General features: G+C 35.2%; 19 protein-coding genes. 3 read left to right on the forward strand and 16 right to left on the reverse strand.

Going from position 1 to position 17,871, the window contains the following annotated elements; all coding sequences use genetic code 11:
• Positions 1-7 precede the first annotated feature (7 nt).
• The 5 genes from brxC to ACWNMZ_RS01685 all read right to left on the reverse strand — a co-directional run bounded on the left by brxC (position 8) and on the right by ACWNMZ_RS01685 (position 5,654).
• A complete protein-coding gene (gene brxC, locus ACWNMZ_RS01665; protein WP_251628816.1) occupies positions 8-3,592 on the reverse strand; it encodes a BREX system P-loop protein BrxC in 3,585 nt (1,194 codons plus the stop codon).
• 20 nt (positions 3,593-3,612) lie between these two features.
• On the reverse strand, positions 3,613-4,179 hold the full coding sequence (locus tag ACWNMZ_RS01670; protein ID WP_251628814.1) for a DUF1788 domain-containing protein: 567 nt from the start codon (positions 4,177-4,179) through the stop codon (positions 3,613-3,615).
• Between the two features lie 11 nt (positions 4,180-4,190).
• Positions 4,191-4,808, reverse strand: coding sequence for a DUF1819 family protein (locus tag ACWNMZ_RS01675; RefSeq protein ID WP_311298227.1), 618 nt, complete (start codon positions 4,806-4,808; stop codon positions 4,191-4,193).
• A gap of 6 nt (positions 4,809-4,814) precedes the next feature.
• The gene (locus ACWNMZ_RS01680; RefSeq protein ID WP_251628812.1) at positions 4,815-5,054 is read right to left on the reverse strand and encodes a TIGR04540 family protein; all 240 of its coding nucleotides are present in this window, start codon (positions 5,052-5,054) and stop codon (positions 4,815-4,817) included.
• Between the two features lie 315 nt (positions 5,055-5,369).
• Positions 5,370-5,654 carry a hypothetical protein gene (locus ACWNMZ_RS01685; RefSeq protein ID WP_251628810.1) on the reverse strand — a complete coding sequence of 95 codons (285 nt, stop codon included), beginning with the start codon at positions 5,652-5,654 and terminating at the stop codon, positions 5,370-5,372.
• 185 nt (positions 5,655-5,839) lie between these two features.
• Here ACWNMZ_RS01685 and ACWNMZ_RS01690 point away from each other — a divergent pair, with 185 nt between their 5' ends.
• The gene (locus ACWNMZ_RS01690; RefSeq protein ID WP_251628809.1) at positions 5,840-6,364 is read left to right on the forward strand and encodes a hypothetical protein; all 525 of its coding nucleotides are present in this window, start codon (positions 5,840-5,842) and stop codon (positions 6,362-6,364) included.
• Positions 6,365-6,380: 16 nt separating this feature from the next.
• On the opposite strand, the gene ACWNMZ_RS01695 is transcribed toward ACWNMZ_RS01690, so the two are convergent.
• From ACWNMZ_RS01695 to ACWNMZ_RS01730, 8 genes are all read right to left on the reverse strand, one after another.
• Complete coding sequence (locus ACWNMZ_RS01695) at positions 6,381-6,656, reverse strand: ankyrin repeat domain-containing protein (RefSeq protein ID WP_251628807.1); 276 nt, start codon at positions 6,654-6,656, stop codon at positions 6,381-6,383.
• Positions 6,657-6,743: 87 nt separating this feature from the next.
• Positions 6,744-7,217 (reverse strand): DnaD domain protein, encoded by a 474-nt coding sequence (locus ACWNMZ_RS01700; RefSeq protein WP_251628804.1) that lies wholly within the window; start codon positions 7,215-7,217, stop codon positions 6,744-6,746.
• Positions 7,218-7,268: 51 nt separating this feature from the next.
• The gene (locus ACWNMZ_RS01705) at positions 7,269-7,547 is read right to left on the reverse strand and encodes a hypothetical protein (protein ID WP_251628801.1); all 279 of its coding nucleotides are present in this window, start codon (positions 7,545-7,547) and stop codon (positions 7,269-7,271) included.
• 87 nt (positions 7,548-7,634) lie between these two features.
• On the reverse strand, positions 7,635-8,369 hold the full coding sequence (locus ACWNMZ_RS01710; protein ID WP_251628799.1) for a DUF1385 domain-containing protein: 735 nt from the start codon (positions 8,367-8,369) through the stop codon (positions 7,635-7,637).
• A gap of 307 nt (positions 8,370-8,676) precedes the next feature.
• Positions 8,677-10,215, reverse strand: a complete 1,539-nt coding sequence (locus ACWNMZ_RS01715; protein WP_251628797.1) for a hypothetical protein — start codon at positions 10,213-10,215, stop codon at positions 8,677-8,679.
• Positions 10,216-10,258: 43 nt separating this feature from the next.
• Entirely contained in the window at positions 10,259-10,834 is a 576-nt protein-coding gene (locus tag ACWNMZ_RS01720) for a ribonuclease H family protein (RefSeq protein WP_251628796.1), read from the reverse strand.
• A gap of 515 nt (positions 10,835-11,349) precedes the next feature.
• A complete protein-coding gene (locus ACWNMZ_RS01725; RefSeq protein WP_251628838.1) occupies positions 11,350-12,024 on the reverse strand; it encodes an SOS response-associated peptidase in 675 nt (224 codons plus the stop codon).
• Between the two features lie 79 nt (positions 12,025-12,103).
• Positions 12,104-12,988 carry an AbaSI family restriction endonuclease gene (locus ACWNMZ_RS01730; RefSeq protein ID WP_251628795.1) on the reverse strand — a complete coding sequence of 295 codons (885 nt, stop codon included), beginning with the start codon at positions 12,986-12,988 and terminating at the stop codon, positions 12,104-12,106.
• A gap of 180 nt (positions 12,989-13,168) precedes the next feature.
• Between ACWNMZ_RS01730 and ACWNMZ_RS01735 the strand changes: the two genes are divergently transcribed.
• Positions 13,169-13,498, forward strand: coding sequence for a hypothetical protein (locus ACWNMZ_RS01735; RefSeq protein ID WP_251628794.1), 330 nt, complete (start codon positions 13,169-13,171; stop codon positions 13,496-13,498).
• A 402-nt stretch (positions 13,499-13,900) separates the two neighbouring features.
• Complete coding sequence (locus tag ACWNMZ_RS01740) at positions 13,901-14,026, forward strand: hypothetical protein (protein WP_449598262.1); 126 nt, start codon at positions 13,901-13,903, stop codon at positions 14,024-14,026.
• Positions 14,027-14,448: 422 nt separating this feature from the next.
• On the opposite strand, the gene ACWNMZ_RS01745 is transcribed toward ACWNMZ_RS01740, so the two are convergent.
• The 3 genes from ACWNMZ_RS01745 to ACWNMZ_RS01755 form a co-directional block, all read right to left on the reverse strand.
• Positions 14,449-14,943: a hypothetical protein gene (locus ACWNMZ_RS01745; protein ID WP_251628792.1), complete on the reverse strand. Its 495-nt coding sequence runs from the start codon at positions 14,941-14,943 to the stop codon at positions 14,449-14,451.
• Positions 14,944-15,584: 641 nt separating this feature from the next.
• Positions 15,585-15,725 carry a hypothetical protein gene (locus ACWNMZ_RS01750; RefSeq protein WP_449598263.1) on the reverse strand — a complete coding sequence of 47 codons (141 nt, stop codon included), beginning with the start codon at positions 15,723-15,725 and terminating at the stop codon, positions 15,585-15,587.
• 1,130 nt (positions 15,726-16,855) lie between these two features.
• Positions 16,856-17,620, reverse strand: a complete 765-nt coding sequence (locus ACWNMZ_RS01755) for a hypothetical protein (protein WP_251628790.1) — start codon at positions 17,618-17,620, stop codon at positions 16,856-16,858.
• Positions 17,621-17,871 lie beyond the last annotated feature (251 nt).

Raw genomic sequence — 17,871 nt, forward strand, 5'->3', positions numbered from 1 at the left:
ACCTCAATTACTCTACAAACTCAATTTGTTTATTTTCCTTAATAATCTGTTTTAGCTTATTGGACAAAGCATTGATGTACTTATCAACATCATCTTCAGTAGTTAATGTTTTAACATTAACTAATTTTGTTACCTTTACCGGTTGCTTTTGAATGGTCGGCTCAACAGGCGATACAGGAGGATCAACTACTTCACCATCAGGACGTTTTCTTTGTTCTTCTTCCTTTTTATGTTTCCATTCGGCAATTTCCCGCTCGATATACCTTTCCATTTTTTCTTTGAAGCTGGTGCTTTGAGAAACTGTTGCATCAACTTTATAAATATCAGTAAAAGCATCTACATTTGCATTAAGTTCTTGATAGTATTGATTTACTCGTTCTTTCGTTTCATTGGATACACCGTATTGTGATGTCAATAATGATAAGTAATCACTATCATCTTTTAACTTTTTGTGAGCATTTTCCCTTTTCTCATTAAGAACAGCATTAATCTGTTCATCCATTGCATGAATAAGCTCAGGAATGTCCTTTATCTTTTTGTAAGGTATAGAATCCTGAAGAATGGACTGTAGATTATTAATAATTCCTTCTACCTCTGCACCGACCAAATAGGATTTACTTTCATCATATTTTCGTATGGCCGCCAATCCATCATCAAAAATTTTCTTCTGATCAGTACCGAAGAAACTTTTGACATAGACAATATCCTCTTCCCAATCAAGTAAGTCGTCTTCTAATTCCTTTAACTTATTGAAATAAGATACATTATCTAAGCCACTATGGAACTGCTCAAAGTATTCTAATCCTTTATCGAGCAAACTCATACCAGGATACTTTCTACCTTCATAACGGGCTTTATATCCCTTAATTTCGTCTATCTGTTTTTCAACAAGTAGACGAATGTCCTTCAATAGTCCATCTTCATCATCAGCTAAATCTGTTTTATTAAAAACATCTTTACAAATACTTTTAGCTGTTTTAATTAGTTTTTCATCAACTTTTACCCTCTTCACTACAATAGCTTTGTCGGCTTCCTGTGTCTTAGTAAAAATCGTTACAAGTGCATTCACATTATCTTCAGGTTCTAAGTATTCTGCATTATAACGAATCCGAATACGTTGTTCTTTTAATAAATGTGCAATCATTCCTGCTATATCAAGCGTTTTCCAACCATATGGTTTGTCCGCAAAACGATCAAATAAAATTTTTACTCTTACTTGTTTTTTCAAATCGTCTTGTAAGCTGATAAAATCAGACACTTCCCGTTTAGCCAAGTCATTAGGATTTACCTTCAAAGTTTCTTCAAATGACAATTGTTCATCGTTTGAAGCAAGGATTGAAATTAGAGCTCGTTCATTATCTAAGTGTTCCTTTACATAACTTAGTTTTGTGTAAACATTATCGACTAGCATTGTAAAAGCAGCATTTATTTTCTCACGAACAGTTGATCCTTTAATTTCTACTTTATCCCCATTAATAAAGAAGGCACTATCTTTAATTGCATCCTCTAAAAGCTCACGAACCCTTCTTCTACGTTCACGAACTTCCGCTTGTTTATTATTCAAGATGTTTTGAATGTTTTCAGGAAGTTGCGTAATATTCGTTTTCTTACGGAATTCCTCAATCCGCAATGCTTCTCCGATTTCCTCGATATAAGCCTCATTGCCACCAAGTTTAATGATCATTTCCCCGTTACCTGAAGTCATCATCATTAATTCTTGCTCAGACTTCTGGTAATGGTCTGATAATGGAGAAAGAATTTGCATTCCTATATTGGATGTTTGGTTTCCATAGTTTTTCTCATCCATTTTCTGATTGTAGGTAAATGAGTATTCACTGTTGTAACGGAAACGCTTTTCATCATATAGGTCTTGGAAAATATAGTTTGCTAACTCCCGCTTAACGATGTCTTCATCAATATTTAGAGATTTAATTTCCCTGTTAATGTCTTGTTCGTCATCTGTTAAAAAGATAAAATTATCCCCATTTTTCTGTACCAACGTTTGGGAAATTAGCTTACGCAAAGAAACTTTAATTTTCTCTTTAAGCTGTAACTTATCCTCATCAATATGAGTAACCATTAGCGTAGCAATATTATCGAGATTTGCTGGCAGTTCTTTTACATATTTAATCATGAATAGAACCTTTAACAGATCAATGTTAAAATCATCATCTTTTAGGGCTGGATTTTCATAAGCACCTTCGATAACTCTTGAAATGGATGGATTCAAAAATTCCTTTATCGTGTCATAGAAGGCATAGAAAGGTATAAGTGTACCTTCTTCAGCATTCTTATATTGAAGACCAGCTTCTTTAAATGCCGATAACATGGAGCGTTCCCCTTCAGATAAATGCTTACCAGAAGAGCCATGTTTTCTTACTTGCTCAAAAACGTTTTGTAACAACTTAAATTGATAAGGCATAAAAGGATACACATCTGCAAATTCCTGTTCATTGTCAAACCCACGTAAATCCGCTGTGCTTTCTCGGAAACTAATTAAGTTCTTTAAAATAGCACTTTTTTCAGGATAAAGAACCTTCAATTTGTCATTAGCAAAGTCCTTTTTCAATAGGATACGTTTTTTGATAACTTCATCAACCGAGATGGATGATAGAGAGAGTCTTGTATCGAATCGCCCTTGGATACGGGAGAAGTCATCACCTTTGACTTTAATTATGCTATCAATACTCTCTTGAGAAGTAACCATAATCCAGACCTTACCCTTACAGTGGGTTCCAAGGTCTTCAGCCACTGTCTGCAAATTCAACATCAAACTACGGTTATCACCGATGTATTGGCCGATCTCATCCACGAGGAAGATAAGGTGGAAGTTTTTCCCCTTACTATTGATGTACTCATTTACGTCTTTGGCAAACTTTTCAATACTAATTTCGAAATTATTTACACCATTTTCAAACCAATTCCGAGCAGATTCTTCCGTCATATCGGTTACTTTCGTTAAGGCACCAATGACAAAGTCCGCATCAAAGTAAAAACTATTACGACGTTCTTCCCATGCTTCACCAGCTAATGACTTAAATTCCGCTTTAAACGCCTCATAGACTCCCTGTTTATCCAGGTACTTCTCCATTTCAGCCACACCAGGTATATCTCCGTAATAGCCACGATGCTCATAAAATACCTTCATGAAGACTCTCAAAATAGCGTCTTCCTTGGATTTATTGTCAAGTGAACCCTTGGAATCAATATTGAACAGAATAGTTTCTGTTTCTACATCGGCAGTACGTTGCATATTCGCATAAACAAGTGGATCCTGCACTTTATCTTGAAAGAAGTCAATTGCTTGTTTTCCATTGATTTCTTTATTTTCTAGCAAATAGGCTAGTATCTTCAGAAAGTGTGATTTACCAGAACCAAAGAATCCAGAAATCCAAACACCCATCTTATCTGTTACACCATTAATCCCTTTTTGATAGTTCTCATAAAACTTTGAAAGGTGTTTTTGCAGCTCACGGGTAACGACATACTCGTCCAATTCCTGAAAAATATTTTCTTCATCTTGTTGAGCTACTTTAATGACTCCACGAATATCACGTTCAATGTCTTTTTGAAACATATCTTTAATAATCATCTAAATTCCCCCTATCCCTTTTAATCGACTAATCGGAAAGCCCGGTAATAATTATCATCCTTAAATTTTCCAAACAATTGTAATGATTGCCCATCATATTTTCCAGGAAAAAACATGATAACTGGTACATTGTCCAACACTTCTTGCAAGTTATTTAAAATATTGTGGGAACGAACGAATGGATAAACCTTTCCTATTCCAGTGAGGAACACCACATTATAGTCTCCCATTTGTTCTTTAATTTTTCTTAGAAACACTTCTGGCTTAGCAAAAGTCGTCATCGCTTTAAACAATTGGTCTTTTCCTTGACGTTCTTCCATTTCAAAAATCCGTTCGAAGATCCTTTTATCTTTTGTAATTTCTAGCAGCATTTTATATAAATCAAACTCAATAATTCTCCGGTTAGATCCTTCATAACCAAATTCTTTCTTAATATGCTCAATATAATCTCTTACCACAAGTTCATCTTGTGGCTCGTAGTCAAATACGTAAAAGCTAATTTCATTACCCAGGCCACGTCCCTCTATGAATTTATCCTCTTTAATTTTCGGTATAATCTGATCCAGTCTTGCATTCAAATTTGCCACATATTCACCCCCTACTCACCCATTGCACGTATATAACGAGCATCACCAATTTGAGTGAGATGATTTTTTATCTGTTCATCAATAATTAGCCTGTCTAACTCTTTACCTTTTCTGGTTCTTAACATTCCGCTTTCATACAATACTTGCATGTAAGCTCTTTTTAACTTTTCAACATTAATATCGCTCCAACTGGCTACCTTTTCACTTTGCTCCGCCTTAGAGGTGAAGAAGAGATTGATGTCCTTCTTTTCTATTAGATAATCATTATTATGTAGCTTTTCCCCTATTACCTCATCCATGAATTCAAAGAACAGCAAATCAGTCTTCATAATGGCATACAGATTAAGGGCTTTTCCCGTTTCAATGGAACCTTCTACCATTAAAGCAGCAAGAGTTTCATCAATAGCTTCTGCCCTTTTCATAACGGAAGGTAGTGCTCTATTGATTCTCCCTTGATTATTAAATTGAAACAGATTTTCTTCCTTTACTTTTTTTCTAATTTCATCCTTGGCTAAGCCCTGTTGTTTCAATTTTATAACCTGTTTTAGCTCAAAAAGTAAAAAGGATGCTCCATTTAAACTCGAAGAATATTCTAATTCCATTGTCATACAACCAAACCTTTCAGACAAGACTTTTTACCTACTTATTTCCAATACCTTTTCCACTACAACCAAACGTCTTTTACCACATTGCTGCTGGACTACTTTTGTGAACTCATTGTCCTTTATTAGTTTTTCTTGATTATGTTCATAAAGATTTTTAATTCCATTTATTAGCTCATTCTCTTTAATCTCTTCTTGCCAGTAGGAATCCACTAGCTTGTTCAAATCAACAGCCAAATCTCTCTGTGTACGATAAAACATTTTTAGTTCCACAGGGTTCACCTCTTGCAATTTTCTTACTTACCTCTTATTTTAGTCTTATTCAACCTGGAACTCAATTCCAACTGTCGATTATTAATTGCTTTTCTAAATTCATCCTCATTTTGTACTCAGATAGGCCTAAATACAGACTTTAAATGCTTCCAAAAACTTAATCTTCGAAGTACCATTTTATACGACTCATATTATGTACTCCAATCAGTCCCAATGTAGACGTTATGGATTTCTATTATTATGCTTTTTAAAATAGCAATCTGTCACAACAAGTAAAAAAGCTACTGAAAATAAATTCAGTAGCTACTCCTACAATTAATCTGGAATCTTTTTTAGTGCTTCTTTGTTTTGTAATACCTGTTTAACGTAATCCTCAGCTAATTCAACTAATCCAAAACCATTGACAAGTATGTTCAACTTTGTAGTCATTTCACAGCCTCTATAGCCTTTAATTAACCTAAAAACGAAACTTGGTGAAAGGTTTGTTTTATCAGCGATATGCTTTAGACTGTATCCTCGCTCTACCTTTAGCTGCTCAATAAAATCACCAAAGTGATTTTCAATCCGATCAATAATTTCTAAATTGTCCTTTTTCTCCATTACCATGTCCTCCTATTTACTAACTGATAATAAAATCAGTTCCTGTTTTGTTATAAGACCTTATATACTAAGCACTAGCTCAGTCATTTACTACTAAAATAAAACTACTTTTTTTCTAAGGAAATAGAATATTTTTCAACCAGTAATCTAGTATAAATAGACACAAATTTAAAGGGGGAATCATTATGGATACACAAGAATTCATGGATTTATCCGCATTAGAAAAAGTAGAAGTAGCAAATAAGATGCTAAAGGAAGAGGAGGTGGACCATTTAAAAAATGTGGCTTCTAAATTAGGCTTTTCAGAATCTACCTTCTCGAAAATCATGAGAAACAACTCTTCATACCAGTACAACAAAATTAGCAAGCAATATGACCGGATTCTACCCATTGAAGAATACAAAAAAATTCTCCAATCAGGTTCAAACGAAGTCAAGGCTGAGGAAACACTACAGTTTGTTGCTGAACATCTTGAAAAGTTAAAGCAACTATTGCACTCTTATGAGGATCAGTTGATTCTGGAACCAGAGATTTATGATCCGAACAGCAAAACAATCACTAAAACCATTCAGGTAAATGAGGGCATCTATAAGGAATTCTCTGACTTGTATTCAAGCAAATTCTTGCACATTCGCCTCAGAGAAATCTACAGCAAATGTCTACTGGATTTCATCAGAACCTACCAACCTAAAAAGACCCCTGAAAATTAAAAATCAGGGGCTTCAATTATCTATTCTGCCATTCATGTAACAATTCAATTACTTCATCATGTTGAAATTCACTCCAACTATTTTCAGCTCTTCGGAAGCAATCTTCATCAATCTTCGCTCCCTTTTCAAGGAGCTTTTTGCAAACCTCGTAAAATCCGAAATAACAAGCAATTTGTAATAGGGTTCGCCCGAGCTGATCCGTTTCATTAACATCAACATTTTGTTCACCAAGTAACTTCTTAACTGTGTCTAAATCGTTCATATACACCGCTTGGAATAAGGAATCATCCATTGATTATCCTCCCTTTATCATTATCTATAAATTTTCAAGTCTATCTTGAATCACTCTACTGGTACATAACCCATTACATCTCTAAAACTATGACTTAAACAGGTCCCTAACGAATTTCCCCAAATCGTCGTCGCTCATACTCGGGCTACTCGCAGCAAGTTCTATTGCTTTTAATCTTGTACTTTCAATTTTATTTAATTGTGAAGATTGTTTAGCCTCCCTATCTTCCTTTTCAGAAACCTTTGCCCATTCTCGATATTTCTCATGATGCGATTTTGATATTTCCATGGCTTCCATAGGTGTTTTAATCTTCTTTCTTGCCCAGTCAATTGCTATTTTCCCCATGAAACTTTTGGACATTTTAGTGTCAAAAACCACCATGGAATAGTAAATCAAAACATTTAAAACTCCTTTAGGAAGACCATATTTGCTTACGTGTTCCAAGGCTTCATAGTCATCTTTTGAAGGACCAGTAACATCTGATAATTCATTCAACATTACTTCCAGAGTAACATTATTGAAATGTTGAATAAGTTCGTATTCTTTATCTCCTATATCCATAATTGTACTCCTTTACATCTGGTTTTTTCCTTTACCGTCTAGTAACATCTCCTACTTTCCATGTTCATTAATATAATCCTGTAAGAACACCTCTAATTCTTTGTCTTCGAGGAAAAAAAGATCTATATATGTGAGGGGAACCTCATATTTCTTAGAATCTAGTTCAAATCCTACCCGCTTTCCAAAGCCATTATTTTTAGACGAATATTCATGTTGAAATAAATCTATTAACTGAAAGAAACGCATATCTGGATTTGATTTCCATATTTCTCGTATTAGATCCAGCATAACCTTTATTCTTTCTGGATCTCTTTTCTTTTCATCATCCATGGTAATTATCACTCCTTTCAAACTTACTGTAGTATGAGTTTATTTTCATCACTCTTAACCTTTTAGTGTTTGCCCACGTTCAGGAAGTTACTTTTTATTTGCTAATTCTTTCTCTTCCAATCTTGTAATTGCCTCCATTGCCACAATTAAATGTTTTTCTTTGGGTTTTGAAGTGAAAAGGAGATATTGTGCACCTTTTCCAATTATCAATATTAAATTCCAAATTACTTTTGGCTCATTCCTCCATACCTCGTATCCAATAATCCAAGAAACCAAAAGAACCCAAGCACTATCACCAAATATCATAAATAGTAAAACATAACAGATGAAAAAGGAGATAACAAGATTTGTCCCGCAGTCATTATGGGTTCTCGGCTGCTTCTTTACTTTTTCTAACGTTAAATTTGGATCTCTCTCAAAAGCATTTGCTATCTGGTGCTCTGCAGCGTGGTACTGCCCTATTGATGTTGATTTTATGATTAAACAATATAAAACTAGAAAGAAAAGCAACATCTCTAGGCTGTTAATTGGTATGGTATATAAAAAAATTGAATTTGATCTTTCGTTGAATAAAAGCTCCATCAAAAACAAGACTATTACCATAGCTAAAAACCGCCTCCAGTATTCAATTATTAGATCAAATAACATAGAGAAGGATCGAACAAAAGGTATCTTCGAAAGAATAATCGTTATTTTCTTATCTCTATTTTTTCGTCTCGTTTCTGTTGTGATTTTCCCTTCCTTAAATCGGGCTACAACATGATACTTTTCTCCAGTAAAGGTTACTGAATTATAACCTGCCCTTCCTCCGTATATCTTCACATTCTATCTCTCCTATTGTCTAAAAAAGCAATCATTTTCGTCGATTGTCTAATTTAATAGATGTTTATGCTTTGGGTAAAACAAAGTTTGCCCACTTATTCTAACCGCTGCCTTTTTACCCAAATAAACACTTGACTAGGGGTTTACTCCCTTCTTTTCGATCTCAAAATAATTGTCGCAGAAAATGTACCTAATAAAGTAATGATCAGAATGGCAATAATGGACACAATTAATAACCACACACTAACCTCTCCCTTTAAATAAATTCATTATTCTTCCTTAAACAAATACCAAAATCTTCGTTACTTCATATCATATACTTATAAAACAAACCTTTATTTTCGAATAATGCTTTATACAGCTTCCGTAGCTCACCGTTACTTTCAAAAGACAGGAGCATTACCACCATTTGTTTTTTGACATCATTGGTCGCATTTTCAATCCAGTCCCATGCAGGTCTAGTTAATACTAGATTCTGATTTTCCTGCATTAATTTACTCAATACTTTGATTAATTGACCTTCTTCCTCTGCTTCCCCTATGATCTGCATCAAATTGGTCCTTTTAGCAATACCTTCTTCAACTGCATCTTTGATAGTTGTCATTGCCCTTATTAGACTATCACTTATCGAGTAGCTATTATCCCAAAACACCAGCTCATCTAAAGAGTCGATTAAATTCAAATCCACTTTAACCTTGTATTCCTCCTCAATTACTTTTAACTTTGCTCCTTTTTTCTCGAGCATATCAACGATCTTTTGATATTGTTTAATCACAACCTCTTCCAATCCGCTTACATCTTGAAATTTCTCTTTGAGAATCAATAAAATCTCGTTTTTTGGAATATACCTCCTGTTTTTTCTGCCCATGAAGCCCATATCTAGAAACATGCTTCCAAATTGTGATTCTACGGTGTCAGGAAGATCTGACGGCCTTATAGTAGCATTCATATTTTCTCTTATTTCTGGCTCTATAAATACCCACGAGGAACAGATGGCTTTTACAAACTCAATAGAACCAAACTGTGGGCCATTGTTATCAAAGCAACATATATCAATTAAATTTTCTAAAGGAAGTCCTGCATTTAGATACCTGATGATGATTAACTCAGCCCCAAGTTGGGCCGCACTTTCAAACCCCTGCAATTTTTTCGCAAAATAATTTCGAACTGTATCCATATTGAAATTTTTAGCAATATGGCCATCCACTTCCTCACTGTCGCCAATGGATAGATTATATAAAGCCTCAAGTCGTTTTTCTTCGTTATCAATTACATTTAAACGTTCTAATAGCTTAGATGGGTTAACTCTAACGGGCGGATCTATCGGTTTATCCAATATGGTATTTGCCCAAACCACTGCCTTTTGAGCCTGAGCTTTTGTGATGTCACCATAGACACAGGCAGATTTAGGGAAACGGCTCTCAATCAACGCAGCGATACTCAGAATGAAATTGTGATAATCTTTTCCTTGGGTCTTTGAATAAAATACCTCTTTAGCTCCCCGCTCGTCCTTATTTACAAAATTTAAAAGGATGTCTTCAGTCAGTCTCTCTTCCTTCAAGCTACTATATCTATCCAGATTAGAGAATAAAGTAAATCCCTCTCCTGTTTCCTTGCTATCCAAGTCTCCATTTACCTTCCAATACCTTCCTTCCCCACCGTATCCTTCAACATATTGCCCCTCTGCTCGATCCAAGACAAACCGTTTAAATCCGTTAACATTTTCCTCTTTTAGCGTTGCAAATGGATATGCCTGGATCAACTGCATCGACTCTTCAAAAACCCTTTGCCAATCTTCCTGATATATTTTATTTGGCATGACATCTAAACCTATATAGACACCCATTCTTATTCACCCTCATTAACATAGTCTTTTTATTGTCTCTTCTCTACATTCCAATTGCTTTTCTGGCTGCATTGTGAGAAGCCCTATAAAACGGGTTGAATTTCTTCAATTCTGCTCCCATATATGAAATATCCAATTCAATCGTCGGATAGGATTTTAGAAACAATAACTTCTTTTCATTTATTTTTTCCGCAACAGTATTTATCGTAGGATTTCTTTTTATAAGAATATCTGTTTCTTTCAACCTATCTATCCCATTCCAATCGCTGTATATTAGAACTTTTGAAGGTTGGTCAAACTCTTTACCCACTACTTTTTCAACTAGCATCAACGCAAATTCAACTGCTACTACTTCGGCATACACACTTCTCTTCCTCATTGCTTGGTTATAGTGCTTTTTGGATTTCACAATTGTCAGCCCCTGCCCAACAAAAACGACTCCCAATCCAAATATGCCGCCTGAGCCTTGCAATTCAGACCCGTCAACAAAAACTCGCAATGTCTCACTATCCCATAACCAGCTATCAAATCTCTCCTTAGCCTCCTTAGTGGGAGCTTTTTTCCTTCTCATTAGCTGTTGTTTGTAGTTCCCTATTGAATAGTAATTCACTTTTCCCATGTTATCCCCTTCACCCCCTTCCAGTGACTATAGGCAATAAAAAAGACCCGCCTCTATTAATTAGAGTGCGAGCCTTTTTGATATATTGGATTATTTTGTATTTTAATTTTACGGATCATTTTTATTCCTACTTTTCCCAAATGATTTATTAAACCCAATTATAGACGATGGTTTTACAGCAATCAAGTGAATACGGAATATTTTAACAATCTAATTCTATATGATTTACGTTTAATCTTATCTGTTTTCCGAAGGCATGACCTGCCAAATCTATGAGCTATACAACACTTTTCATTTGTCTTATAAAGGTTAACACTCCGTTCATCAAATGTTGAAATACCAAGCCTTGGTAGACGAAAGAGTGTTGTCATTGCGAATTAAATTTCCACCTACAATAATAGCATCATGTTAACACTTTTGTGGGGATATTGAAATAAAAAAGGGAACCAAACCGATATAGCAGTTGGCACCGACATTTTCGGGCGTGGAAGTAAAAGTAACAGCAACATATTAACTTAAACAACTCGCTGAATCAGTTCTACTGAATTGTTCTTAGGTGAATTAACTTTATTCGAAACTTCATATATCATCATTTTGGAAGCTACAAAAGGTACTAATAAAGATTTTAATTGATCCCCATCCTGATTTCGTGGGTGTAGCCATTCTTTTTGATGTTCTTTTGATAATATGGCCGGCATACGATCATGAATTCCTGCCATCAATTCATTTGGTGGTGTAGTCAAAATTGTACACGTATTGACCTTTTCTCCTGTTGGTGCAACCCAACTATCCCATAAGCCGGCAACTCCAAACAAGGAATCATCTCTCATTTTTATAAGCGTCGGTGTCTTTAATTTCCCATCACGTTTCCATTCATAAAATGCGTTCATTGGAATGATCCAACGTCTTTGATAAAAGGATTTCTTGAAGCTCGGCTTTTCATCAACCGTTTCTGACCGTGCATTAATCATTTTCGATGCCATCTTTTCATCCTTTGCCCATGAAGGGATAAGTCCCCACTTTAAATAACCCATCCGATTTTTTGTTCCATCATTAATAACAGAAACGATACTATGGGTGGGTGCGATATTATAGCTTCCCTTATAATCCGCTTCATTAAATATTTGCTGAATATCGAACTTACTAATTAAATTCTCGTAAGTAGCAAATAACGTGAAACGTCCACACATTGTATTCACCTCATTTTTTAATTTCTATACTTTATTATCCTTCAAAATGAGCTTCTAAGACGTTGTAAAGCGTTACAGGCTACCTTACGATTTCCACCTTATCAGCCACACGTACGTATCTGATACAACTCTCATTTTCGGGTGATACACCTAGGATCTTGAAAATCCCGACGAATCTATATCTATTAAAGCCAAGATTATCTCTGTATTTTGCAAATACAGCCCTTTCACGTCCAAAATTAACCTCCGCCATATAGTTTTCTTTTCTTTCCTCAACAATTGCATCATCCAGATGGGATTCATCAATATATGACCAATCCTCTGCCAAGAAATTAAGCCAGCCTCCAGCTATTGATCTGGCATCGCCATTTACAGTAACGGAAAGTTTAGGGCACCATAACCACATTTTATTTTTCACCTTAAAGAAACTCCGTTGATATCTCTTAGAGCTCTTTCCAAATACAGTATTTGCGATATCCTTTATATCCATGAACGATACATCATCATAAATTGATAAATGCTTTCGTTGTTTCAATTCCTGTAATTCCTCTTCGTATGTTTGCCACCTCAATGTAGCCTTTGAAGCCTTATCCTTGATAACCATTACAATTTCACTGATTCTTTCATTTATTTTTTCCAATGATTTGGTTGCATCTATTCTAAGGCATTGGAAGTCCTTGATAGATTCCTCATTAACTGCAGAAATTATATCATCCATTCTGAGTTTATCTTCTTTTTGATTGCCTTGATGGTATGCTTCATCCACTTCTACCCCTATGTGTAGTTGCGGGAAATATAGATCCATCAAAGCATGAGTTCCATTTTTGCGTTTAACGTATTGCTGGCTAACAGGTTTGAGATTCATGTCATCTAATTTATGCCAAATAGCAGTCAAAATATAATTCTCGTAATCTTTCCTTTTAGTACGTGAAAAAGTCTTTACTAAATAATCCCGTTTGTCCATCTTTACACCTCCCGATTAATTAAACCACTTCAATTTCCAGATCTTCATTGTTCAACTTTTGTACTTCTAGCTGCAAACCACACCTTGAACACAGTTTGTGTTATGACTATCTTATTACACCATAGTATAATTTAACCAATGAAACACTGAATTACCTTATTACCAAAAGGATGTGTTAAAATGGTATTAAAAAACAGTGAAATTATTGAAATGTACGGGAGCTATGTAGACGATTTTGAAATAAGTCCTTTTGAATCAGTTTATATGCTTCACATACGAAGTGGATTGGAAAAGGTCATAGATGAACTTACGAATGACGAGAGGATACAGCTAATCTGTTCTGACCTAAAATTAGTAGAAAATGCAAAGAGGATGTCAAAGCATCTTGAGGAGGCTTATGATTTTTCCCTATCGAATGAACCTTTAACAGAATGGTGGTGGCACTTGGATCAAGTCTCCAAAGGTAAGATTACATTTGAAATGGCGGCTATGGTCAAAGGTCAGGAGTAGTGGATCTGAATCCTTCTTGAGCAAAATAATTACACAACAGGGGATTAAGATGTCTACTGATTAGCCCACGCTTTTCTCAGTTGCTTAAATTATTGAATATGCCTAGTAAGAAGGGAAATTGCAATAGCCCCTTTCACATTTACTTCATACGTTCCACTGAATTTTACGAGTATTTTTCATAGTGTACTTGAAAGAGAAGGATTGACAGAGCTTTTTAACTTTTTAGTTAAAAAGAAGAATTGAACCCGCTATTGGATCCAGTCCGAATTGATATTGATTTTTGATTAATAAAACCGATTGAGTAAAGATTGGTTACATAATAGACCGCCCGCTGCTCTTCCCGCTTCCTTTGTCGTTTGGAAACAAACTATTTAACTGCAGGTACCGACTTTTAGCATTGGGATGAGGAAAAAGACAGCGATATATGATAGAAAAAAGTTATTACCGATTAAAGTCTTTTGTTATTCCAATGGAGAATTTCTTTCGTTAGTTAAATATGGTGATAAGAAGCAGGAAGAAATAGGGTAAAAATAGGTTCCAGAAACCTTTTGTTTAAGGAAAATTGGATATACATTTCCTTTTTATACGTCTATTTTATTGTATTTTGTGGTAAAATAAGAAAAGATTCGTGCTGTTAACACGTAGTCTCTAGTAGCTTACTCGAAGCGAGAGGCTGCTCAATTACATTGATTAGTAAAAAGAGACCGCCCTTTAGCTTTTGGTCGAGCGATTCGGGGTGGTCTTCTTTTTCGTATATTCTAATTTTCCTGGCCGTCCATGTCATTTGTCCCCATAAAAAATTCCGTTCCTTCTTCGAAAGTACCAAATTACAGAAGGCTTCATCCGTCTCTTACAACCTGAAAAAGTTGGTGAAAAACACAGGATAAGATACCGATTCTATTTAGTAAGGAAAATACCATCGGATTTCGCCTGGTCCCCACCGCTTTTTCTCATTTTTCATCTCTTTTTAATTTTTTTATTCTTTCAATGCTTAATATTGATTTTTCTTGTAATGGAAAAATCACTTCTTGTTCCGCCCTGATAGCCGGTGAGTTTAATTCAAAATTTTTATTATCACATTTCATAGCTTCTATAAATCCCTTAATACTAATTCCTGGATTATCTTTTGTTGCTTCTGCTGTAATTATTGTATGATCACACGATGAATTAAACCAATATAAATCTTCTAGATTTTCAGTTGATGTCCATGAAACATAATGATTATTATAATTCACTTCATTCAGGTCTAAATGAACTCTTCTTATTTTCCCTGTATAAAGTAGATATTTTGCAAAATCATTATCATTTTTATCTTCACTGCTCTCCCATTTACAAATATCTTGTAATACCTTTTTCCAACATTCATCTGTATTGTCTAAATTTCTTCTACCATTTCCTTTTTTCGGATGATTTACCCACGTTTGAAATAATTCGTATAGATTCATTTTTTACTCCTTATTTTTATACATGCAATTATACACTCTTGAATGATTTGATATCTTTTTATTTCCCTAAAAACTAAAAGACCACCTATAAAATAGTTAGTAATCCCGCTATCCACTGCTTTTCCCGCTTCCTTTACCGTTTGGATACCAACTATTTAGCAGGAAGAACCATCCTTTTTACATAAGGTAAGGAGTTAAAAATAGAAATACATCTTCTTTTTCCATTGGGTGCAGACTTTATATCAGTCGATACCAACTTAATAACAAAAGGAAGAACTCTTTACCAGCAGGGACCAACCCCATTACAATAAGAACAATCTTTTTAGCATTGAGGAAGAAGATAATAACAGATGGATACCTTCTTTATCTCAACAAGCACAAATTTAATATCAGCAAATACCGACTCTATTTCAGCAGGAAAGAAGAAAGTATCAGCTTTAACCATTAGATACCTACTTTTTGGCAAAAGGGTCAACCCATTTAACAGTAGGACACCTTCTTTTTTACTTCATGTGCCAATTTAATATCAAAAATACCAACTCCTTTACCATAAGGAAGAAGAAATAAACAAATAAACGTATATATACCGCCTTTTTTGCAACAAGAAGATAGAACGGGAATGGGATTGCTCATTTATTGGATCATAATTGAATTCCTTTTGGCTTTCTTGTGAAAACCGAAGATCTATTGAGCAAAATATGAAAGGCATCTATCCCTTCTTGATTCATCCCTTTTCTTTCTCCTACTATATCTAGCAGTTTTATAGTCGTTCCCTCCCCCACCACCCTACTACCCCCTCAAACCCTTTCCCCCAAGGCTCCACGCCCTCTTTCCTCCTTCTTTTTTCTGCTAAAAAGTTCTTCCCTCAAATACCTCTTTTTTCTCTATTTCTCCTCTTTTTTCGGTTCGGGTTGTATAGAATATTCGGACAATGCTATTAAGTTCGTACCGAACTGAGAGAAGAATCAAGAGAAAAGACGGAATACGAAGCCATTTTGGGACGGTCTTACGGTTAGGAAACACACTGAATAGAGATTGGAAATCCTACGGATTTATGTGGTAAGGATAACAACTAAAATGTGATTGGATACCTACTGAATCCAGTAACGACAAAGGATTGGAGCGACTTTTTAACTTTTCGGTTAAAAAGAAAAAGGGACGAAGTCCTACTGGACCCGCCCCGAATTTTGATTGATTTTTGATTGAAAAAACCGATTGAATAACGATTGATTACATAATAGACTGCCTGCTACTCTCTCCGCTCCCTATGCTGTTCGGATACCAACTATTTAGCAGTTGGGAAGGACTATATAGCAGAGGGAAGAAGAAAGAAACAGCTACATACCGGCATCTTTAATGCGTTTGCTATAATTAATTCAACATTTGTGGACTCTCCATTATTAGCCATGCCATGAACCCTCTTTCATATTAGCGACGTGTTAATATTTATGATACATTCGTTTCATAATTCAAAGATTAGTGCTTGTAAAACTAGACAACACCTTATAGTCATTTGTTCTGGAGTTATTCTCTCAATTTTCCATACTCTGCAATTCTATCACGAAGACAAGCAAGACAAAACTAGAAAGAACCTTGGGATTGGAAACATTATTTTTAGTAACGTTATTTGTCTTTTGGAACAGAAAAAAGACTGGACCTACTACTAGGTCTAGTCTAAATTTGTATTGATGTTGGTTTTAAACAAATGTTTGATTAATGATTGATAATGGTTCCATACATAGCTCATTTGTGTGCTGCTGTTCCGTGATTCCTTACTGGTTGGGTACCGACTATGTGACAGTGGGAACAACCTTTTGCGTGGGGAAGTAGAAAGTAATAGAGGCATAAGTCATAGCTCACTATGACCACATGACCAATATTAAATTTTAAAACCTTTGACCTTAGTTAGAAATTACTTTTTTCTAATTCGTTCATCGTCTTTAAGTCGCTGGTATCCTTTACTTTTTAAGAATCGTTCCGGGTTTTTCCTTATAGCTTCCACGATTTTTTCTTTTTGGCTTTCTGAAATTTTCTCTCTCGATTCTCTAAGGTCCTTAGCCACAGCGAAAAGCTCATTAAACACTGGTGAAGATACAGTATGATTTGGCTCCCCCATATTAAAGAATCCTTTTTCCTCTACTAAAGTATTTTCCCAAACCTCTTCTACAGCCTTTTTTAAGATGGTGACAATTAATATTCCCTGAAGATTTAAAAATACATATGAAGAGTCGGGGTCATGGCTAATGTAAGTATAGCCCACAACACTTCCCCCGATGGCAGTATGTAAATCAAACTCACTGGTATCCCCAGACGCTTCCTCAATTGGGCCAAAAAAGAATATATGATTTTCAATGTGACCAAGGTCTTTTCGTTCTCCAAGAAGGAATTCACGCATGATTTTTTCCGCTTCAATTAAAGTATCTAAATCTATAATATCAATATTTTGGTCACGCACAAATTCTACGATATCAAGATAAAGGTTTCGCCAACTGACGGATATAATAAAGTAATTGAGCCATTGTTCATATTCCACCACTTGGAGATTGTCCGAATGATAGGGATGATAAACTTTATTAGCAAAGATTGTTTCATTTGGACTGAATCTATCTTCACAGACCCCACACAGCATCGCCTGTTTGTCACCGTCCTGAATTACCCTGTTTGGTTGCGATGCCATTCGCATATTCCCTGTTGGCGAATTCCTCTTCATTGACCTAAAAACAAATTTTGGGATGATATGGCTTTTTTCTAGTTCCCTTTCTTCCTGACATAATGCACACTTACCCATAAAACCTCCTCATTTCTTCTTATCCTAGAACAAAAAACAGTTCAAAATAGTCAAAAAGTGTCCCAATGAAGATGTTACCCTCTCAAATAGGTACAATAACCATTGTTTTTTAGAAAGAAATTATAAATCGTTTCAAAAAA

The organism is Niallia sp. Marseille-Q9988 (assembly GCF_976954375.1).